We start from the raw sequence: 20,061 nt of genomic DNA, 5'->3' as shown, positions 1-20,061 counted from the left end.
GCGGGAGGTCGTTACTGTGTAAAAACGCAGGTAGCGCGATTTAGGTGGGTTGGAACCTGCATTTGCTGGAGGCCTTATTGGCCGAACGGTCATTGCGTCATCTGATCTTGTCCTCCTCGATGCTCGCCAGCGCGGTCATCGGTTATGGCCGCCGCGCGTACGCCGCCTGTGTTCCGGCCGGCGGATCGAACTTCCTATGCTCCGGCGCCAGCACGGCCCAGTCGGTCTCGGCTGCCAATGCCAATGTCTCGACGCTGCCCGGCTTCAGAGTCACGACCGTGTCGTCCAATGCCCTGGCCATTACCGGATCCGGCGATCTCTTTTACACGGACACGAATTTCTCGGCCCTGACCGCGACCTCAGGCAATGGGTTGAACGTATCCAATGCCGCCGGCCCGGGCAGCATTACCATCAACACCAATGGTGCCGTCACCGCCCGCAACTACGGCATTCGCGGCCGAAACTTCGGTAGCGGAGCGCTGTCGATCACGGCCAATGGAGATGTCATCAGCACCGGCACCGGCGTGGCTTCGCTGTCGCGCGGAATCGTTGCCGTGAGTTCCGGAACCGACCTTAGCGTGACGACGGGAGTCGGGACCACCGTGAGCGGATTGCGATACGGCATCTTGAGCCGCAACTACGGCACCGGCACGACAACTGTGACCGCCAATGGGGATGTCGCAGCCAGTGGCACGACGGGAACAGACGTCGGCATCCTTGCGCGCGGGACCGCAGACGTCGTTGTGACGACGGCGGCCGGCACAACTGTCAGCGGGCAAGAAATTGGCATATCCGCGCGGAGCGACGGCGCCGGTGCATTGAATATTACCGTCAATGGCGACGTCACGGGAAATACGGCCATTTACGCCAGAACAGGCGCCGGCGGTTCCATTGCGATCAACGTCGGATCGGGGAGCAGTGTGACCTCCAACGGCACTGGTTATGCCGTCGACACGTCCACTTTTGCTTCCGCTAACGGAGCCACCAATCTTACGGTCGCCGGCACACTGAACGGCGGGACGGGCGGCGCAGTCCGCTTCCATCAAGGATCGGCGCTGGCTGACCGGCTGGAATTGCATCCGACCGCGGTGATCAACGGCACCGTCTTCGCCGGACCGGGCACCGATACGCTTGCGTTGGGGGGGACTGGCACCGGGAGCTTCGATGTCTCGCGGATCGGCTCGGCCGCGCAATATCGGGATTTCGAGACCTTCGAGAAGGTCGGCGCAAGCCAATGGACCCTGACGGGCATCAACACCGGGATCCCCGACTGGACCGTAAATGCGGGCGTGCTTTCCATCCAGGCGACGATGCCCAACACCGACTTCAGCGTGAACGGCGGAACGCTGGCGCTGGTCGGCGCCGGCAACATCTCCAATTCGATTGTCAACCTGAACGGCGCCACCAGCGTGCTGGATATCTCTGGCGCGGTGGCGGGGGGAACGATCGCGTCGCTCTCAGGTGTGGTCGGCAGCGCGGTTACGCTCGGCAATCAGACTCTGATACTGTCGAACGCCTCCGGGACCTTCGGCGGCGCAATCGCCGGCTCAGGCGGGTTGACGCTCGACGGTGGCACCGAAAGGCTAACCGGGATCAGCACCTACACGGGCGCCACCACCATCAATGGAGGAACGCTGCTGGTGGACGGCTCCATTGCATCATCGAGCGGCGTTACCGCCAACAGCGGCAGTACGCTGGGCGGCACGGGGACCTTGCCGACCACAGCGATCAACGGCGGCATACTCTCCCCCGGACCTATGATTGGCACACTTAACGTTCAGGGCACCATCAGTTTCACGCCCAACTCCACGTACCAGGTGGGCATTTCCCCTGGGTCCAGCGACCGCACGAACGTGACCGGGACCGCCGCACTCGCCGGTACCGCACACGTTATCGCCGGGGCCGGCAGCTATCCAAGGAATACGACGTATGTCATCCTCACCGCTGCCGGCGGGCTGAGCGGAGCATTCTCAGGCTTGAACTTCGCATCCGACTTCCTCTGTGCCTGTCTCAGCTACGATGCAAACAATGTGTATCTGCAGATCACCAGCACGGGGCTGACGTTCGCGGGTGCCGGGCAGACTCCGAACCAGATCGCTACGGGCGGCGCCGTTGAAGGACTCGGCGTCGGCAATCCGATTTATGACGTGATCGTACTCGGCAGCGCGGAGCAGGCCCGCTCCGCGTTTGACCTGCTTTCGGGAGAGGTTCACGCCAGCGCCGTCGGCATGGTGCTTGACGATTCGCGCCATGTCCGCGACGCGCTGCTTGGGCGGCTGAGACAATCCTATGGCGGCAGTTCCAATCCGCCTGCGAGTCTCACTCCCGGCGGTCCGGTGTTGGCCTATGCCAGGACGATGACCGATCATCCCGCACCTGGCTTCGGAGCCAAGAAAACAGCTATGCCTGCGGAGAACGTTGTCGCGGGGTGGGGGCAAACGATCGGAGCCTGGGGGCGCAATGCCGGTGACGGCAACGCGTCCGCACTTTCGCGCTCGGTCGGCGGTTTTATGACCGGGTTCGATGCGAACGTCGGCGAAATGTGGCGATTCGGCGTTGCCAGTGGCTATGCGCGCTCCTGGCTTCGAGCCGACGAGCGGAAGTCGTCCGGAACGGTCGACAGTTACCATTTCGGTCTCTATGGCGGTGGCCAATTCGGCGCCCTCGGATTGCGGGCCGGCGTGGCCCATACGTGGCACGACCTCGAGACGAGCCGCAGCATAGCCTTTGCAGGCGGGGAAGGGTGCTGCGCCTCCATGTTCAGCGATACGGCGACGGCCAGCTTCGCGGCTCGCACCGCGCAGGCGTTCGGCGAAATTGGCGCTAGCTTCTTTGCCGGCCGTGCTGCCATCGAGCCGTTTGCGAGCGCTGCCTATGTGAACGTCCACACCCATGGCTTTACGGAAAGCGGCGGCGCGGCGGTGCTCACCGCAAACGGACAGTCGAATGATGCGGTCTTCACGACGTTGGGGGCACGGGCCGCCATGACTTATGCGCTGCCCGATCGCGCGACGATCACGACTTATGGCATGCTCGGCTGGCGCCGCGCCTTCGGCGACACTACGCCGGTCATGGCCATGGCCTTTGCCAGCGGCGGTGCCGGATTTAACATTAGCGGCAATTCGCTTGCACGGAACGCGGCCCTCGTCGAAGCGGGCCTAAACCTGCACTTCAGCCCGACTGCGACCATTGGCTTCTCTTACGTCGGCCAGCTCTCGGATCGGGTGACTGATCACGCGATCAAGGGAAATCTGATCTGGCGGTTCTAAGCGGGCCGTCCAACGCGTCTTGATTTAAGTGTTGCCGACGAACTCCGACAATGCGGGAGCGGGTCTAGGACAAGCCTCGGTCGCGCCCCCAAGCTACCGGTCGTCGCAGCCCAATTCAGATGCCAAGTGCCCTCAACGCGTTCCCGACGTCGCCCGGCGACGTCACGTGCACGGCGTTCAAACCGCGCGCCCGCGCGCCGTCGATGTTCTCGGCGAGGTCGTCGAAGAATACGATGCGCTCCGCCGGCACGCCGATCGCGGCGACGACGTGGTCGAACGCCTCCGCGTCCGGTTTGCGCAGGCCGATGCTGGACGACAGATACAGCTCGCGGAAATGGCCGAGCACGCCGGCATATTCCTTCGAGAAATAGTCCACGTGCGGCCGATTGGTGTTGGAGAACGCGTAGAGCGGCATCTGCTTCGCCGCGCGCGGCAACAGTTCGGCGATGTCGGGCATCTCGCCTGCGAAGATCGCGTTCCAGCCTTCCAGGAACTGCGCGTCCGAGATGCCGATTCCGAGTGACGCGCGCAGCGAGGCGAAATAGTCCTCGTCGCTGATCTTGCCCATCTCGTGCAGCCGGTAGGCCTCGTCGCGCACATAGCGCGCGACGATGGCCTCGGGCTGGCAGCCGGCATGTCGCGCCCAGCAGGCGATCGCCTTGGAGAAGTCGATGTCGAGCACCACGCGCCCGAGGTCGAACAGAAGCGCATCCGCGCTGCCGGGAGAGAGCGATGTCATTGCGTCCTTTTCACTTCAGTATCGGCAAGTCAGTAGCGATAGGGCTCGTGGTCGAACAGCGGGAATGCGCTGAACACGCTGGGCGCGTTGGTGGCGGTCGCCGGATGCAGGCAAGATTTGTCGACCTCGGCGAATGAGGTGGCGCCCAGGAGGCCAAGGCAGCGCAGCACCTCGTCCTCGAGCAGCTCCAGCATCCGGGTGACACCGGCTTCGCCCGCCGCCGCCAGCGCCCAGCATTGCAGCCGGCCGATGCCGACGAGGTCCGCGCCCGCCGCGATCGCCTTGACGATGTCGGTGCCGCGGCCGAAGCCGCCGTCGACCATGATCTTGGCGCGGCCCTTCACGGCATCGACAATCTCGGGCAGCACATGCATGGCGCCGCGGCCGTGGTCGAGCTGGCGGCCGCCATGGTTGGACACGTAAATCCACTCGACGCCGTGATCCAGCGCGATCAGCGCGTCCTCTGCCGTGGCAATGCCCTTGAGGATCAGCGGTATTTTGAACTTGTCCTTGATCATCTTCACGGTCCGCCACTCCAGACCCTTCTGGAAATCGCCGCCGGTGGCGCGCAGGCGGCTCTCGCGAACGTAGCGCTTGGCGATGTCGCGTTCACGACGGCTGTAATGGGCGGTGTCGACGGTCAGGCAGAAGGCGGCATAGGCGCTCTTCTCGGCCCGGCTGACGACATCGGCGACGAAGGCATCGTCGCCGCGGACATAAAGCTGATAGAGGCGCAGCGCGTCGGGCGCGGCTTCGGCGGTCTTCTCCAGTCCTGGCTCGGACACCGAGCTCAGCATGTGCGCCGCACCGAAAGTGCCGGCGGCGCGTGCCACGCTTGCCGCGCCATCCGGATCGAAGATCTCGAGGGCGCCGACCGGGGCGAGCACCACCGGCAGGCGCATCCTGCGGCCGAATTGATCGACCCCTCCGTCGACCTTGCGGACATCGCGCAGCACGCGCGGGCGGAAGGCGATCTCGTCCAGCGCCATGCGGTTGCGGCGCATCGTGGTCTCGGTCTCGGCCGCGCCGACGATGTAGTCCCAGGCGTTCTGGTTCAGGTTGGCGCGCGCTTTCCGGATGAACTCGTGGAGGTTCTGGAACGTCTCGTTGCTGGCGCCGAGCTCGACGTTCCTTTCAGGCCGGATGCGGGGCGCTTCGTTCATTGTTGTCCTCCCGAGAATTTGAAGTCTTATCGCCATCGCCTATCGCGTCCGGCCCTCGAAAACCATCCTAAAATCGCATAGCTGCGAGGCATGGGCGGCCCGACCGGTTTCCCGCTTTGAGCGAAACAGTTTCGGAACGTTGCCAAAAGTTTAGTCCAAGGCGAAGGGATTTCTTCGGTATACCCGCCAGCGTGGCATCCCGGCCTTGAAGAAACCGGAATGGTATTGTGAGAAGTGGGCTGGATCGCCATTTGCATGGCGCTCCCAACCCGAAGAGAACCGCCAAGCAAAAGGCTACGTCATCCATGCGGAAAACCCTGCTGTTCCCCCTCGGCGCGCTCACCGGAGCGTGTCTGACTCTTCTGGTAGCCGGCCCACATAGCGGAGTATGGGCGGCGCGGGCTGCAGCGAGCGCGGACGATGCCTATTCCCAGCTCAATTTGTTCGGCGCGGTGTTCGAGCGGGTCAAGGCCAGCTATGTCGAGAAGCCCGACAACGCCAAGCTGATCGAGGGCGCGATCACCGGCATGGTGACCTCGCTCGATCCGCACTCGCGCTACATGAACGCCAAGGCCTGGACCGAGATGCAGGAGACCACCTCCGGCGAGTTCGGCGGGCTCGGCATCGAGGTCACCATGGAGGATGGCCTCGTCAAGGTGGTCTCGCCGATCGACGATACGCCCGCCTCGAAGGCCGGCATCATGTCCGGCGACCTCATCAGCAAGATCGACGGCGAGGCGGTGCAGGGCATGACGCTCGAGCAGGCCGTCAACAAGATGAAGGGCCCGGTCGATACCAAGACCAAGCTCACCATCGTGCGCAAGGGCGCGGACGCGCCGCTCGACGTTTCGATCACGCGCGAAATCATCCATGTGCGCCCGGTGCGCTTCCGCGTCGAGAACGGCGACATCGGCTATATCCGCGTCACCTCTTTCAACGAGCAGACTACCGACGGTTTGAAGAAGGCGATCGCGTCGATCTCCAGGCAGGTCCCGGCGGAGAAGCTGGCAGGCTACGTGATGGATCTGCGCAACAATCCGGGCGGACTGCTCGATCAGGCCGTGTCGGTGTCGAGCGCCTTCCTGCAGCGGGGCGAGGTCGTCTCGACCCGCGGCCGCAATCCGGAAGAGACTCAGCGTTTCACCGCGCATGGCGGCGATCTCACCAAGGGCAAGCCGCTCGTGGTCCTGATCAATGGCGGATCGGCCTCGGCCTCGGAGATCGTGGCCGGCGCGCTGCACGACCACAAGCGCGCGACGCTGATCGGCACGCGCTCGTTCGGCAAGGGCTCGGTGCAGACCATCATTCCGCTCGGCTCCGGCAACGGCGCGCTGGCGCTGACCACGGCGCGCTACTACACGCCGTCGGGCCGCTCGATCCAGGCCCAGGGCATCGCGCCCGACATCGAGATCCTGCAGGACGTGCCGCCCGAGCTGAAGGGCCGGATGGACACCATGGCGGAATCCCAGATGCGCGGCCATCTGCAAGCCGCCGACGGCACCGAGCAGACCGGATCGCAATCCTACGTCCCGCCGGAAGAGAAGGACGACAAGGCCCTGCATGCGGCCTATGACTTCCTCCACGGCGTGACCGCGAATGCCGTCGCTTCGAAGCCCGCGTCGAAGGCTGCGGTTCCGAACTAAATCTGACGACCTCCAGATGCGGATCGCCCGGGAGTGGATGACCACTTCCGGGCGAATGTCTTTCGGGACGCTCTCGGAGTCATCCCTCCATCGCGGCGGAAGGCCTAACCGGCCTCGCGGCGGCGGCCCTCACTGCCTTCGCGCCGGGCAAGCCGGCTGCGATGCAGCGCGAACAGCTCCAGCATCTTGTCGGCCGGCTTCGCGGCGCTGAACAGATAACCCTGCATCTCGGAGCAGCCGAGCGTGCGCAGCAGGCGCCGCTGCTCCTCGGTCTCGACGCCCTCGGCTGTGGTGGTCATGCGGCGGGAGGCCGCCAGGTTGACGACGGCCTGAACGATGCTGGCGGAGCCGTCGGGGCGGGCGATGTCGTCGACGAAGCAGCGGTCGATCTTGATCTTGTCGAAGGGGAAACGGTGCAGATAGCTCAGGGATGAGTAGCCGGTGCCGAAATCGTCGAGCGCGATGCGGACGCCGATGGCACGGAGCTGGTGCAGGATCGCGAGCGCGGCATCGTCGTCGCGGATCAGAACTGCTTCGGTGATCTCGAGCTCGAGCCGGCTCGCCGGCAGGTTCGACGCAGCGAGCGCCGCCATGATCTTCAGCGCCAGCGTGCCGCTCTTGAACTGCACCGGCGAGACGTTGACGGCGAGACGGATGTCGTCGGGCCAGGTGGCCGCGTCCCGGCAGGCGGTCGCGAGCACCCATTCGCCGATCTCGTTGATCAGGCCGGTGTCTTCGGCGATCGGGATGAACTCGGCAGGCGAGACCATGCCGCGCTCGGGATGGCGCCAGCGCACCAATGCCTCGCAGCCGGTGATGCGGTCGTCCTTCAGGCCAAGGCAGGGCTGGTAATAGACCTCGAGCCCGCCTTCGAGACTCCCTTGGGCGATGGCGTGGCGCAGGTCGCTCTCGAGCCGGCGGCGCTCGCGGACCCTGGCGTCCATGTCCGGCTCGAAGAAGCGGTAGGTACGGCGTCCGGCGGACTTCGCCGCGTACATCGCCATGTCCGCATTCTTGAGGATCTGGTCCAGCACCGTTCCGTGTTTCGGCGCAAGCGCAATGCCGATGCTGGCATCGGTGGTAAGATGATGGCCCATGCAGTCGAACGGCGTGCGGATGGCTTCGAAGACCCGCGCGACGAGCTCGTCGACCTGATCCAGCGACGTCACCGCGCTCTGTACGATGGCGAATTCGTCGCCGCCGAGCCGCGCCACGAAGTCCGCCGGGCCTGCACAGCGCTGGAGGCTCGCGGCTACCGATTTCAACAGCTCGTCGCCGACGAGATGGCCGAGCGCGTCGTTGACGCCCTTGAACTCGTCGATGTCGATGTAATGCACCGCGATCTGTTCGCCGTCGCGGACCGCGGCCAGCGCTTCGCGCAGATGCTCGTGGAACATGGCGCGGTTGGGCAGGTCCGTCAGCGCGTCGTAATGGGCGAGGTGGGTGATGCGCTCCTCGATGCGACGGCGCTCCGTGATGTCCTCATGGGTCGCGACCCAGCCGCCATCCGCGAGCGGTTCGTTGAGGATGTGGATCGAGCGGCCGTCGGAAGTATCGACCACCATGGAATTGCGGACATGGATGTCCTTCAGCACGAGCGCGACGTAAGCGTCGACGTCGCCGGTGAACGAGCCGGTTGCCCTGCGATGGGCGATGATGTCGTGGAAGCTGGAGCCGGGCTTCACGACCTCGGCCGACAATCCATACATCTCGATGTAGCGCTGGTTGCAGACCACGAGCCGCTGCTCGGCGTCGAACAGCAAGAGGCCCTGCGTCATGTTGTTGACGGCGCGGTCGAGCCGCTGCTTCTCCAGAGTCAGCCGTTCGCGCGAAAGGCGGTGCTGCTCCAGCAGCTTGCGCACGATCGCAATCAGCACGCCTGCGATGGCGAGCGCGGAAGAGGCGGCGACCGAGATCAGGATGCCGATCTGCTCGCGCCAGTCCGCCAGGGCCGCCGCGCGCGTCGTGCTGGCCATCATCAGGATCGGGAAGTGCGGCAGGGCGCGCGCGGAGATCAGCCGGTCCTCGCCGTCGACGGGACTCGTGAAACGGCCCGCGAAGTGATCGAGGCCGAAAATCCTCTGGTTCGCGAACGAACCGGTCTTGAAATTGTGTCCCATCAATTCGCTGGAATGGGGATAACGGGCGAGCAGCGTGCCGTCGCGATGCAGCATCGAGATTGTTGCACCTTCGCCGAGCACGACGGAGGCAAAGAATTTTTCAAAGTTGGCGGGCTCGATTCCGCGTCCGACGACACCGAGGAACTCGCCACGTGGCCCGACGATCCTCCGGGCCACCAGGATGGTCCATGCGCCGGAGATGCGGCTATGAAGCGGCTCGATCAGGACATCCGGCGAATGGGGATCGTACTTGAAGGTGCGGAAATAGGCGCGATCGGCAACGTTTACTTTTGGAGCCGGCCATGCCCTCGTCGTGTTGATCAGATTGCCTTCGGCATCGATGACGTTGACGCCTCCGATGTAGGGCAGCGCCTCGATCTTCGACCGCAGCATCTGGTGGACGTCCTCGCCCGAGAGACGCTTGCGATAATCTTCCCCGGTCATGATTCCGCTCGAGCGGACGTGGTCGACGAAATCCTTCTGGATGACCGCGAAATCCTGCAATTGCTGATCGAAATGGTGAGCGAGCAGCAGCACGGTGTTTTCCAGCTCGCGGCCGGAGTTGCGCAGCGCTCGCTCGCGGAAATTCTGCGCCATCAGGACCGAGCCTATGGCGATGGCCGCGATCAGCAGCGTGCCGCCCACCACCAGCCAGCGGATCGGTCCGCCGCGCACGAAGGCCTGGTCAAAGAAGCGACTGCCGAATTTCGTCATCATGCTGGATCATTGCCGGGCACACCTCAGGATCAATTCTTGGCCCTGGAAACACCCGTTGGTTTACGGGAACGGTGTGGAGGCAAAGTTAGCAAGCGCGGTTAACGCAACGTGAAAGGCCGCGCACAAAAGCAATCGATGTGCGCCGCGCGAGGGGGGCCGAAGCAAGCGGTTTCAGGCGCGGTAGTGGCCGGACTTGCCGCCGAGCTTCTCGACCAGGTGGATGCCTTCGATCCGCACGCCGCGCTCGACCGCCTTGATCATGTCGTAGATGGTGAGGCAGGCGACCGAGACGGCCGTGAGGGCCTCCATCTCGACGCCTGTCGGGCCCGTCACCTTCACGCTGGCCCGAACGAGGCAGCCCGGCAACGTCACGTCAGGCTCGATGTCGACCGTCACTTTCGACAGCGCGAGCGGATGGCAGAGCGGGATCAGCTCCGATGTGCGCTTGGCGGCCATGATGCCGGCGATGCGCGCGGTGCCAAGCACGTCGCCTTTCTTGGCATTGCCCGACACGATCAGGTCGAGCGTCGCCCTGGTCATCACGACGCGGCCTTGCGCGACAGCAAGCCGCTCGGTCGCGGGCTTGTCCGAGACGTCGACCATCCGCGCCTCGCCGGAGGCGCCGATATGGGTGAGGGCGGGGCCGGCCTTGGATTTGGCCGGCTTCGTCCTGGCTGGATCCGTCCTGGCTGGCTTGCGCGCCATATCAGCGCGTGCCCGTCGCGCGCGCATTCGTGTTGCGCGCGAGCAGCGCGCGCGTCGCCGCAGTGACGTCGGCCTGCCGCATCAGGCTTTCACCGACGAGGAACGTCGTTATGCCGACGCGCTCGAGCCGGGCGAGATCTTCTGGCGTGAAGATACCGCTTTCGCCGACCATCAGTCGGTCCTGAGGGATCAACGGCGCCAGCGCCTCGCTGGTCGCAAGCGTGGTCTCGAAGGTGCGCAGGTTGCGGTTGTTGACGCCGATCATCGGCGACCGCAGCTTCAGCGCCCGCTCGAGCTCGGCGCGGTCATGGATCTCGATCAGCACGTCCATGCCATAGGCGATGGCGGCGTCTTCGATATCCCTCGCGGCGGCATCATCGAGCGCCGCCATGATGATCAGGATGCAGTCGGCGCCGTGCGCGCGCGCCTCGACCACCTGATAGGTGTCGAACATGAAATCCTTGCGCAGCACCGGCAGGGACGTTGCCGCGCGCGCCGCCACCAGGAAGTCGAGATGGCCCTGGAACGAGGGCGTATCCGTCAGCACCGACAGACAGGCCGCGCCGCCCGCCTCATAGGCTCTTGCGAGTGCAGGCGGGTCGAAATCGGCGCGGATGAGGCCCTTGGAGGGCGAGGCCTTCTTGATCTCGGCGATCAGCGCATAGTCGCCATGGGCAAGCTTGCTCTTGATCGCGCGCACGAAACCACGCGGCGCGGACGCGGCCCTGGCTTGCGCCTCCACGGCGGAGAGCGGACGCGTCCGCTTCGCTGCCGCGATCTCCTCGCGCTTATAGGTCTCGATCTTGGTCAGGATGTCGGACATGCGCAATTCAGCTGTTGGAGACTGCGACCAGGTGCTTCAGCTTCGCGTTGGCCGCGCCGCTGTCGATTGAGCGGGCGCCGATCACGACGCCCTCCTTGAGGTCCTTGGCGCGGCCGGCCACGACCAGCGTGGCGGCGGCGTTGATCAGCGCCACGTCGCGATAGGGGCTCGGCTTGCCGTCGAGCACGCTTTGCAGAGCGATCGCATTGGCATCGGCGTCACCGCCCCTGAGCGCGCCGGCCTCGCAACGCGACAGTCCGGCCTCCTCGGGCGTCACCTCGAAATTCCGGATCTCGCCATTGTGGAGCGCGGAGACGAAGGTCGGGCCGGTGAGGGTGATCTCGTCGAGGCCATCGGAGCCGTGCACGACCCAGGCGGATTCCGAGCCGAGGTTCTTCAGCACCTGCGCCAGCGGCTGCACCCATTGCCGGGAGAACACGCCGACCATCTGCCGCTTCACGCCGGCCGGATTGGACAGGGGGCCGAGCAGGTTGAAGATCGTGCGCGTCGCAAGCTCGACCCGGGTCGGGCCGACGTTCTTCATCGCGGGATGGTGGGCGGGGGCGAACATGAAGCCGATGCCGCATTCGCGCACGCAGCGCCCGACCTGCTCCGGCTTCAGATCGATCTTCACCCCGAGCGAGGCCAGCACGTCGGCGGCGCCCGAGCGCGACGACAGCGCGCGGTTGCCGTGCTTGGCCACGGGCACGCCGGCGCCCGAGACGATGAAGGAGGCGCAGGTCGAGACGTTGACCGAGCCGGATCCGTCGCCGCCGGTGCCGACGATGTCGACGGCTTCGGGCGGCGCCGTCACGGTCAGCATCTTGGAGCGCATCGCGGAAACGGCGCCAGTGATCTCGTCCACGGTCTCACCGCGCACGCGGAGCGCCATCAACAGGCCGCCCATCTGCGAGGGCGTAGCCTCGCCCGACATCATGGCGTCGAAGGCGGAAGCGGCTTCGTCACGCGACAGGCTGGCGCCGGTCGCCACTTTTCCAATGATCGATTTCAGGTCGTCCATCGCGTGCTTTCAGCTCACTGGTTCGCGCCGGTCACCTGCGCGAAGGCGGCCTGATTGATGGTGGTCCCGATGTCGGTCTCGAGCTTGTTGACGTAGGAGGCAACCTGCTCCTCGGTCAGGGCCCGGTCGAGGCTCTCCTTCAGCTTCTTGACCGCGTCGGAGGCGAAATCGACCGCGGGATCGACGATGTCGGTGACGCGGAAGACGATGACCTCGCTGCCGCCGCTCACGGCCGTCTGTCCGACGCCGTCCTTGGCGGTGCGGAAGGCGGCCGACACGACGGTGGCGGGCACGCCGGCGGGCGAGTCGTCGCGCTTGAAGCCGGTGGCGGTCTCGACCTTGGCGCCGACCGCGGCGGCCTCGTCAGTGAGCTTGCCACCTGCTTCGAGCTTCTGCACCATCTCCGTCGCCTTGGCCTTCAACCTGGCCGCGATCTGGTCCTGGCGCCAGCGCGCCTCGACCTGGTCGCGGACCTCGTCGAGATTGCGGTCGTGCGAGGGCGTGATGGCGAGCACGTCGTACCAGACATAGCCGCCCTTGAACGAGATTGCGTCGTTGTCGACGCCGACGTCGGTATTGAAGGCCTGCGACACCACGTCGAGACCCTGCGGGATATTGGCGACCGGCTGGCCGTTCGGGGCGCGGCCGGAACGGTCGACGGCGTCGATGGTCACGGCGGTGAGGCCGAGCTTCTGCGCCGCGTCGATCACGCTGGAGCCGCCGCCGCGCTCGTCTTCCATCTTGTCGCGGAGATCGGCGACCTTGACGCGCGCGCGCTCGGTCGCGATCTCGCGCTTGATGTCGCCGGCGAGGCTCGCGTAGTCCGCCTCTTTGCCCGGCTCGATCTTGTCGACCCTGACGATGGAGGTGCCGAGAGCGCCCTGGATCGGCTGGCTGATCTCACCGACGGGAAGCGCGAAGGCGGCGTCGCCGACCGCGGGATCGAGCGAAGACTTGGTCACGAGGCCAAGGTCGACGTCGGAGGCACTCAGCCCGCGCTCCTTGCCGAGATCCTCGAACGACATCCCGCCGGCGAGCCGTTCGCGCGCGGCCTGCGCCTCGGCCGCATTCGGGAATACGATTTGGTGGATCTGGCGCTTCTCCGGGGTGCCGAGCCGGTCCTTGCGCTGCTCGAACACCTTCTTCGCGTCCTCGTCGGAGACCTCGGTCCATTTGCCGATGTCTTCCGGCGAGATCACGACGAAGGCGATCTTGCGGTATTCGGGCGCGCGGAACTGGACCTTGTGATCCTCGAAATAGGTGGCGAGGGCTTCGGGAGAGGGCGCGTCGATCTGGCCGGCTTGAGCTGCGTCGAGCCTGACGAATTCAATGGCGCGCTGTTCGTTCTGGTAGCGCGTCAGCACGTCGATCATGGTCTTCGGCGGCTCGATGCCAGCGCCGATCGTGCCGGTGATCTGGCGGCGCAGCGACACCTTGCGCTGCTCGGCGACGTAGCGCTGCTCGGTATAGCCGAAATTGCGGATCACGGCCTGGAAGCGGTTCGCATCGAAATTGCCGCCGACGCCTTTGAAGTTGGGGTCGTTCATGATGACCTGGCGGATCTGGTCGTCGGTTTGGCCGAGCCCGAGCCGGCGCGCCTCTTCGTCGAGGGCGGCTTCCGCGATGGTCTGCTGGAGCACCTGGCGATCGAGGCCGAAGGCGCGGGCCTGGTCGGGCGTCAACGGCCGGCCGAACTGGCGGCTGATCTGCTGCAGGCGGTCGGTGTAGATCTGACGGAACTCGTTGACCGAAATCTCCGTGCTGCCGACCTTGGCCACCGTGGACTGTCCAAAGCCTTTGAAGATGTCGGCGATGCCCCAAATGCCGAAACTGACGATCAACACGCCCATCACAATGGCCATTATCGTCTTGCCGAGCCAGTTTGATGAGGCCTTGCGCATTCCTCGAAGCATTTGGTCCAACTTGTTTGGTCAGGAGGGGAACGGAGCGCGTCTTAATGCAGATTCCGCAAAAGCGCGTCACCAAATTGATCAATCATCATAAAGTGGCGGCTTTCCCCCCGCAACCTCGCCTCACGCGGCCCCTCGAGACTGCGGTTAAAGGCCCCAAAGCGTTTTCCAGCGAAGTGGACCCGGTTCGCTTCACGAAAACGCGTCAAAACAAGAATCTGGAACTGCCGCGACAGCTCTGCTAGCGCATCCACAAACCTCATTTTGCTGGACCTTGACATGACCGACGCCATCCGACCGCTGATTGCCGGCAACTGGAAAATGAATGGCCTGAAGGCCAAGGCTGCCGAATTCGACGCCATGCTCAACGGTGCGGCAGACGTAGCCGGCAAGGCCGACCTGCTGGTTTGCCCGCCGGCGACCCTGGTCGCCGCCTTCGCCGACAAGGCGCGGGGCAAGAAGGTCGCGGTGGGAGCCCAGGACTGCCATCCCAAGGCCTCCGGTGCCCATACCGGCGATGTCGCCGCCGAAATGCTGGTGGATGCGGGCGCAACCGCCATCATCGTCGGCCATTCCGAGCGCCGCGCCGACCACGGCGAGGGCGATGCTCTGGTCCGCCAAAAGGCCGAAGCCGCCTGGCGCGCCGGGGCGACGGCGATCGTCTGTATCGGCGAGACGCAAGGCCAGCGCGATGCCGGGCAGACCCTGGACGTCCTGCGTGGCCAGCTCGACGGCTCGCTGCCGGACGGCTCCACCGCGGCCAATCTGGTCGTGGCCTACGAGCCGGTCTGGGCGATCGGCACCGGGCTGACGCCCACGGCCAGGGATGTCGAGCAGATTCATGGCTTTATCCGGGAACTCCTGATCTCCCGGTTCAAAGACGAAGGTGCCAGAATGCGCATCCTCTACGGCGGATCGGTCAAGCCGTCCAACGCGGCCGAGCTGATGGCGGTGAAAAACGTCGACGGCGCGCTGGTCGGCGGCGCCAGCCTGAAAGCGGCCGATTTCCTTGCCATCGCCAAAGGCTGTCCTAACTAAGCGCTGCCCGACCTCGTTCAAACCGTTGGTTCGGATCCGATCGGGGGTGGCAATACCCCTCCCGATCGTGTAACACCGCGCAACTTCAGGAAAACCCGCGAAGCGCGATCGGCCGCCGTCAGGCGCCGTCCGCTTGTGAAGGATACTATGCAGACCGTTGTCATCGTCATCCACCTCATGATCGTTGCCGTCATGATCGGCACCGTCCTGCTCCAGAAGTCGGAAGGCGGCGGGCTCGGCATGGGCGGAGGCGCCGGCTTCATGTCGAGCCGCGGCACTGCGAATCTTCTGACGCGGACCACTGCGATCCTGGCCGTCGGATTCTTCCTCACAAGCCTGTTCCTGTCCTGGTACGCCGGCTACGACCGCAAGCCGTCATCCATCATTGGCACGCCTGCGTCACAGACCCAGCCGGCCGGCGGGTCGCCGATCGCGCCGCCGACCTCGGGTGGCATCCTGGATTCGCTGAAGAAGGCCGACGAGCAGCAGAACCAGGCGCCATCGGGCCCGCAGGTGCCGCGCTCGCAATAAAGCAGGGGGGCCATGCAGGCCGGCTGCTACCGTCCTGCATCAACAATCCCCATCAAGGCACTGTCACCACTCTTAGTTCTGGCTCACCCACAGGCCCGCAAAATCTTTGGGGCGGAATACGAATCGCTTTGGCGAATCGAATTTAGGGGATTAGAGGTTAAGTCCCATGGCGCGGTACATATTCATCACCGGCGGCGTGGTTTCTTCGCTCGGCAAGGGTTTGGCTTCGGCGGCACTCGGTGCCCTGTTGCAGGCCCGGGGCTACAAGGTCCGCCTCCGCAAGCTCGACCCCTATCTCAACCTCGATCCCGGAACGATGTCGCCGTACCAGCACGGCGAAGTGTTCGTGACCGACGACGGCGCGGAGACTGATCTCGATCTCGGTCACTACGAGCGCTTCACCGGGCGGCCGGCGACCAAGGCCGACAACATCACGACGGGGCGCATCTACCAGGACATTATCTCCAAGGAGCGCCGTGGCGACTATCTCGGCGCGACCATCCAGGTGGTTCCGCACGTTACCAACGCCATCAAGGAATTCGTCCTCGACGGCAATGACGATTACGATTTCGTGCTGGTCGAGATCGGCGGCACCGTCGGCGACATCGAGGGGCTGCCGTTCTTCGAGGCGATCCGCCAGCTGAAGAACGAGCTGCCGCGCGATCACGCCGTTTACATCCATCTCACGCTGCTGCCCTATATCCCGAGCGCCGGCGAGCTGAAGACCAAGCCGACGCAGCACTCGGTGAAGGAACTGCGCTCGATCGGCATCCAGCCGGACATCCTGCTCTGCCGCACCGACCGCGAGATCCCGAAGGAAGAGCGACGCAAGCTCGGGCTTTTCTGCAACGTGCGCGAAAGCGCCGTGATCGAGGCGCGCGACGTCGACAACATCTACGCCGTGCCCGAGGCCTATCACGACGCGGGGCTCGACGACGAGGTGCTCGCCGCCTTCGGCATCGCCTCGCGTATTCCGCCGGAGCTGCGCAGCTGGCAAGAGATCAACGAGCGCATCCGCAACCCCGAAGGCAACGTCACCATCGCCATCGTCGGCAAGTACACCGGCATGAAGGATGCGTATAAGTCGCTGATCGAGGCGCTCTCGCATGGCGGCATCGCCAACAAGGTGAAAGTCAATCTCGACTGGATCGAGAGCGAGATCTTCGAGAAGGAGGATCCGGCGCCGTTCCTCGAGCACGTCAACGGCATCCTGGTGCCGGGCGGCTTCGGCCAGCGCGGCGCGGAAGGAAAGATCAAGGCGGCACAGTTCGCGCGCGAGCGCGACGGTGCCATATTTCGGCATCTGCTTCGGCATGCAGATGGCGGTGATCGAGGCGGCGCGAAACCTCGTCGGCATCGAGGACGCCAACTCCACCGAGTTCGGCCCCACCAGGGAGCCTCTGGTCGGCCTGATGACGGAATGGCTGCGCGGCAACGAGCTCGAGAAGCGCTCGCAGGCCGGCGACCTCGGCGGCACGATGCGGTTGGGCGCCTATCCCGCGACTCTGAACCGCGGCAGCCGGGTCTCGCGGGTCTATGGCGGCGCGACCGAAATCTCCGAGCGTCACCGCCATCGCTACGAGGTCAACACCGCCTACAAGGATCGGCTCGAACAGCACGGCTTGAAGTTCTCGGGGCTCTCGCCCGACGGCGTGCTGCCTGAAATCGTCGAGTACGAGGACCACCCCTGGTTCATCGGCGTCCAGTTTCACCCCGAGCTGAAGTCGCGGCCATTCGAGCCGCATCCGCTGTTCGCCTCGTTTATCGAGGCGGCGGCGAAGCAGAGCCGGCTGGTGTAGCGCGCTCTGGGCCTTTGACGATCGCGCCGTTCGTTGCGACAACTCCCTGCCGCAAGAACAACAATGCAGGGAGTGAGCTCCGATGATCTACGAAATGCGTCAGTATCGCTGCGTGCCCGGCCGTCTGCCGGCGCTGTTGAAGCGCTTTGACACGGTCACGCTGAAGATCTGGGAGAAGCACGGCATCAAGCAGGCCGGCTTCTTTACGACGCTGATCGGTGAATCCAACCAGGAGCTGACCTATTTCCTGGCCTGGGAGTCGCTCGCCGAGCGCGAGAAGAAGTGGGGCGCGTTCATGACCGATCCGGACTGGCTTGAGGCGCGCGCCAAGTCGGAAGCGGACGGCCAGATCGTCGGCAACATCGTCAGCCAAATCCTGGCGCCCACCGCCTTCTCGGCGGTGAAGTAGCCATCCCTGCCGCAGCGGGGAACCCTGGCGCAACCCTGATATTCGAACGGCCCGGGCGGAAGAGGGTTGATCCGACCCTCATCGCGGTTATGGTCGCGCCGAAACGAGGGATTTGTCTTGAGCTCTTCGAATTCAGCGGCGCCGGTCGTCACCATTGGCACGGTCAAGTTCGGCAATGATCTGCCGATCTCGGTCATTGCCGGGCCGTGCCAGCTCGAGAGCCGCCAGCATGCGCTGGAGGTGGCCTCCGCGCTGAAGGAGATCGCCGCGCGGCTGAACATCGGCCTCGTCTACAAGACCTCCTTCGACAAAGCCAACCGCACCAGCGCGTCGGCGGCGCGCGGGCTTGGCCTCGCGCAGTCGCTGCCGATCTTCGCCGAGATCCGATCCTCGCTTGGCCTGCCGGTGCTGACCGACGTGCACGAGGCCACGCAATGTGCCGAGGTGGCGCAGGCCGTGGACATCTTGCAGATCCCCGCCTTCCTGTGCCGCCAGACCGATCTCCTTCTGGCCGCGGCCGCAACCGGCAAGGTCGTCAACGTCAAGAAGGGCCAGTTCCTGGCGCCCTGGGACATGGCCAATGTGGTGAGCAAGATCACCGGCGCCGACAATCCCAACGTGCTCGTCACCGAGCGCGGTGTGTCCTTCGGCTACAACACGCTGGTCTCCGACATGCGCGCGCTGCCGATCCTGGCGCGTACCACCGGCGCGCCCGTGATCTTCGACGCCACCCATTCGGTGCAGCAACCCGGCGGGAAGGGGGCCTCCTCGGGCGGCGAGCGCGAATTCGTGCCGGTGCTCGCACGCGCGGCCGTTGCGGTCGGCGTTGCCGGCGTCTTCATCGAGACCCATCCTGATCCCGACCACGCGCCCTCGGACGGACCCAACATGGTGCCCCTGCGCGAGTTCGAGTCGCTGATCGCAAGACTGATGGCGTTCGACGCGCTCGCAAAGAATCCGCGCTGATGCAGGAAGGCGAGGCGCGGCCGCACGATCACGGCTTGCCGCCGGCGCTCTACGTTATATCAGGCGCGAGCTTCGCCGCTGCGCTCTCGGCACGTGCGCTCGATCCGGTGCTGCCGCACGTCGCAGAGGATTTTGGCGTCAGCATCGCCACTGCCGCGGGCTTTGCCGCGGTGTTCGCTTTTACCTTCTCGATCATCCAGCCGATCATCGGCGCAGCCGCCGATCTGTTCGGCAAGACGCGGCTGATGATCGGCTGCCTCGCGCTGCTCGGCCTTGCCAACATCCTGGGCGCGCTATCGTCCTCGTTCTCGGTTTTGTTCGCGACCCGCATTCTCGCCGGCATCGGCTCCGGCGGCGTGTTTCCGGTGGCGCTGAGCCTCACCAGCGATCTCGTCGGGCCCGACAAACGCCAGGTCGCGATCAGCCGCACGCTCGCCGGCGCCATGACCGGCAATCTGCTCGGCGCCTCGGCTTCCGGCCTGATCGGCGATTTCCTCGGCTGGCGTGGCGTGCTGGCGGTGCTCGGCGCGCTCGTGATCGTTGCCTCGATCGCCGTTGCGGCCGGCTTCCACGGCGCCAAGGTCAAGCATCCGCCGAAGATGAGCCTGTCGGCGCTGAAGGCCGGCTATCGCACCATCTTCACCAATCCGAACGCCTATGTCTGCTACTCGGCGGTGTTCATCGAAGGCTGCTGCGTGCTCGGGCTGTTTCCCTACATCGCTTCGTTCCTGTTCGAGCTCGGCCAGACCTCGCTGTCGATCGCCGGCATCGTCATCGCCGGCTTTGCGGTCGGCGGCCTGTTCTACACGCTGACGGTGTCGCGCCTGCTGCCTTGGCTGGGCGTCAGGGGCATGATGATCGCGGGCATGACGCTGGTGGCCTCGCAGCTCGTCGCCGTGGCCTTCGGCCCGCGCTGGGAGGTTCAGGCGCTCAACCTCATCGTCATGGGCTGGGGGTTCTACATTGCCCATGGCTGTCTCCAGGTGTTTGCCAGCGAGCTCTCGGTCGAGGCGCGCGCCACCGCGCTGTCGCTGCATTCGTTCTTCTTCTTCATGGGGCAGACCGTGGGACCGCTCGCCTATGGCTTCGGCCTCCAGCACGGCGGCAAGGTGCCGACGCTACTCGTGAGCGCCGCGATCATGGTGGTGCTGGGCCTCGTCTGCGCCCGACTGCTCAAGCAGCGCGCGCCGGCGGATGCGCTGGCCTGA

Annotated in this window: 15 protein-coding genes and 1 pseudogene; 9 read left to right on the top strand and 7 right to left on the bottom strand. The window is 65.1% G+C overall.

The window, feature by feature from the left end; all coding sequences use genetic code 11:
* Positions 1 to 44 precede the first annotated feature (44 nt).
* Positions 45 to 3,269: an autotransporter domain-containing protein gene (locus ABIA42_RS15500; RefSeq protein ID WP_370112607.1), complete on the top strand. Its 3,225-nt coding sequence runs from the start codon at positions 45 to 47 to the stop codon at positions 3,267 to 3,269.
* 115 nt (positions 3,270 to 3,384) lie between these two features.
* On the opposite strand, the gene ABIA42_RS15495 is transcribed toward ABIA42_RS15500, so the two are convergent.
* A complete protein-coding gene (locus ABIA42_RS15495) occupies positions 3,385 to 4,008 on the bottom strand; it encodes an HAD-IA family hydrolase (RefSeq protein ID WP_370112609.1) in 624 nt (207 codons plus the stop codon).
* Between the two features lie 29 nt (positions 4,009 to 4,037).
* Positions 4,038 to 5,171, bottom strand: a complete 1,134-nt coding sequence (locus ABIA42_RS15490; RefSeq protein WP_271528167.1) for an alpha-hydroxy acid oxidase — start codon at positions 5,169 to 5,171, stop codon at positions 4,038 to 4,040.
* Positions 5,172 to 5,476: 305 nt separating this feature from the next.
* On the opposite strand from ABIA42_RS15490, the gene ABIA42_RS15485 reads away from it, so the two are divergent.
* Positions 5,477 to 6,814, top strand: a complete 1,338-nt coding sequence (locus tag ABIA42_RS15485; RefSeq protein ID WP_271528168.1) for a S41 family peptidase — start codon at positions 5,477 to 5,479, stop codon at positions 6,812 to 6,814.
* Positions 6,815 to 6,918: 104 nt separating this feature from the next.
* Here the strand turns inward: ABIA42_RS15485 and ABIA42_RS15480 are convergent, their stop codons facing one another.
* The 5 genes from ABIA42_RS15480 to ABIA42_RS15460 all read right to left on the bottom strand — a co-directional run bounded on the left by ABIA42_RS15480 (position 6,919) and on the right by ABIA42_RS15460 (position 14,113).
* Positions 6,919 to 9,651 carry an EAL domain-containing protein gene (locus ABIA42_RS15480; RefSeq protein WP_271528169.1) on the bottom strand — a complete coding sequence of 911 codons (2,733 nt, stop codon included), beginning with the start codon at positions 9,649 to 9,651 and terminating at the stop codon, positions 6,919 to 6,921.
* Positions 9,652 to 9,822: 171 nt separating this feature from the next.
* On the bottom strand, positions 9,823 to 10,356 hold the full coding sequence (gene moaC / locus ABIA42_RS15475; RefSeq protein ID WP_370112612.1) for a cyclic pyranopterin monophosphate synthase MoaC: 534 nt from the start codon (positions 10,354 to 10,356) through the stop codon (positions 9,823 to 9,825).
* 1 nt (position 10,357) lies between these two features.
* Entirely contained in the window at positions 10,358 to 11,179 is an 822-nt protein-coding gene (gene trpC / locus ABIA42_RS15470; protein ID WP_271528171.1) for an indole-3-glycerol phosphate synthase TrpC, read from the bottom strand.
* A 7-nt stretch (positions 11,180 to 11,186) separates the two neighbouring features.
* On the bottom strand, positions 11,187 to 12,200 hold the full coding sequence (gene trpD / locus ABIA42_RS15465; RefSeq protein ID WP_370143787.1) for an anthranilate phosphoribosyltransferase: 1,014 nt from the start codon (positions 12,198 to 12,200) through the stop codon (positions 11,187 to 11,189).
* Between the two features lie 14 nt (positions 12,201 to 12,214).
* Positions 12,215 to 14,113: a SurA N-terminal domain-containing protein gene (locus ABIA42_RS15460; RefSeq protein WP_271528173.1), complete on the bottom strand. Its 1,899-nt coding sequence runs from the start codon at positions 14,111 to 14,113 to the stop codon at positions 12,215 to 12,217.
* 44 nt (positions 14,114 to 14,157) lie between these two features.
* Between ABIA42_RS15460 and ABIA42_RS15455 the strand changes: the two genes are divergently transcribed.
* The 7 genes and pseudogenes from ABIA42_RS15455 to ABIA42_RS15425 all read left to right on the top strand — a co-directional run bounded on the left by ABIA42_RS15455 (position 14,158) and on the right by ABIA42_RS15425 (position 20,061).
* A complete protein-coding gene (locus ABIA42_RS15455) occupies positions 14,158 to 14,355 on the top strand; it encodes a hypothetical protein (RefSeq protein ID WP_271528174.1) in 198 nt (65 codons plus the stop codon).
* 34 nt (positions 14,356 to 14,389) lie between these two features.
* Positions 14,390 to 15,148, top strand: a complete 759-nt coding sequence (gene tpiA / locus ABIA42_RS15450) for a triose-phosphate isomerase (protein WP_370112613.1) — start codon at positions 14,390 to 14,392, stop codon at positions 15,146 to 15,148.
* Positions 15,149 to 15,295: 147 nt separating this feature from the next.
* Positions 15,296 to 15,679 (top strand): preprotein translocase subunit SecG, encoded by a 384-nt coding sequence (gene secG / locus ABIA42_RS15445; protein WP_197966412.1) that lies wholly within the window; start codon positions 15,296 to 15,298, stop codon positions 15,677 to 15,679.
* A 166-nt stretch (positions 15,680 to 15,845) separates the two neighbouring features.
* Positions 15,846 to 17,478 (top strand): annotated as a pseudogene (locus ABIA42_RS15440) (CTP synthase).
* A gap of 82 nt (positions 17,479 to 17,560) precedes the next feature.
* The gene (locus ABIA42_RS15435; protein WP_271528177.1) at positions 17,561 to 17,887 is read left to right on the top strand and encodes an NIPSNAP family protein; all 327 of its coding nucleotides are present in this window, start codon (positions 17,561 to 17,563) and stop codon (positions 17,885 to 17,887) included.
* Between the two features lie 117 nt (positions 17,888 to 18,004).
* A complete protein-coding gene (gene kdsA / locus ABIA42_RS15430; RefSeq protein WP_370112615.1) occupies positions 18,005 to 18,853 on the top strand; it encodes a 3-deoxy-8-phosphooctulonate synthase in 849 nt (282 codons plus the stop codon).
* The gene (locus ABIA42_RS15425) at positions 18,853 to 20,061 is read left to right on the top strand and encodes an MFS transporter (RefSeq protein WP_370112617.1); all 1,209 of its coding nucleotides are present in this window, start codon (positions 18,853 to 18,855) and stop codon (positions 20,059 to 20,061) included. The genes kdsA and ABIA42_RS15425 overlap by 1 nt, the downstream gene beginning before the upstream one ends.

Source organism: Bradyrhizobium sp. USDA 327 (assembly GCF_041262065.1).
Lineage (GTDB): Bacteria > Pseudomonadota > Alphaproteobacteria > Rhizobiales > Xanthobacteraceae > Bradyrhizobium > Bradyrhizobium liaoningense.
The sequence above is the reverse complement of the archived record's forward strand: the minus strand, read 5'-3'. Positions and strand labels throughout refer to the sequence as shown.

What these genes read in the sequence shown, in the direction of transcription:
- moaC (WP_370112612.1), bottom strand. Translation starts at nt 10,356, where the DNA reads ATGGCGCGCAAGCCAGCCAGGACGGATCCAGCCAGGACGAAGCCGGCC.
- ABIA42_RS15480 (WP_271528169.1), bottom strand. Translation starts at nt 9,651, where the DNA reads ATGATGACGAAATTCGGCAGTCGCTTCTTTGACCAGGCCTTCGTGCGC.
- ABIA42_RS15425 (WP_370112617.1), top strand. Translation starts at nt 18,853, where the DNA reads ATGCAGGAAGGCGAGGCGCGGCCGCACGATCACGGCTTGCCGCCGGCG.
- trpC (WP_271528171.1), bottom strand. Translation starts at nt 11,179, where the DNA reads ATGTCCGACATCCTGACCAAGATCGAGACCTATAAGCGCGAGGAGATC.
- ABIA42_RS15435 (WP_271528177.1), top strand. Translation starts at nt 17,561, where the DNA reads ATGATCTACGAAATGCGTCAGTATCGCTGCGTGCCCGGCCGTCTGCCG.
- trpD (WP_370143787.1), bottom strand. Translation starts at nt 12,200, where the DNA reads ATGGACGACCTGAAATCGATCATTGGAAAAGTGGCGACCGGCGCCAGC.
- ABIA42_RS15490 (WP_271528167.1), bottom strand. Translation starts at nt 5,171, where the DNA reads ATGAACGAAGCGCCCCGCATCCGGCCTGAAAGGAACGTCGAGCTCGGC.
- tpiA (WP_370112613.1), top strand. Translation starts at nt 14,390, where the DNA reads ATGACCGACGCCATCCGACCGCTGATTGCCGGCAACTGGAAAATGAAT.
- ABIA42_RS15455 (WP_271528174.1), top strand. Translation starts at nt 14,158, where the DNA reads ATGCAGATTCCGCAAAAGCGCGTCACCAAATTGATCAATCATCATAAA.
- secG (WP_197966412.1), top strand. Translation starts at nt 15,296, where the DNA reads ATGCAGACCGTTGTCATCGTCATCCACCTCATGATCGTTGCCGTCATG.
- ABIA42_RS15460 (WP_271528173.1), bottom strand. Translation starts at nt 14,113, where the DNA reads ATGCTTCGAGGAATGCGCAAGGCCTCATCAAACTGGCTCGGCAAGACG.
- ABIA42_RS15495 (WP_370112609.1), bottom strand. Translation starts at nt 4,008, where the DNA reads ATGACATCGCTCTCTCCCGGCAGCGCGGATGCGCTTCTGTTCGACCTC.
- ABIA42_RS15485 (WP_271528168.1), top strand. Translation starts at nt 5,477, where the DNA reads ATGCGGAAAACCCTGCTGTTCCCCCTCGGCGCGCTCACCGGAGCGTGT.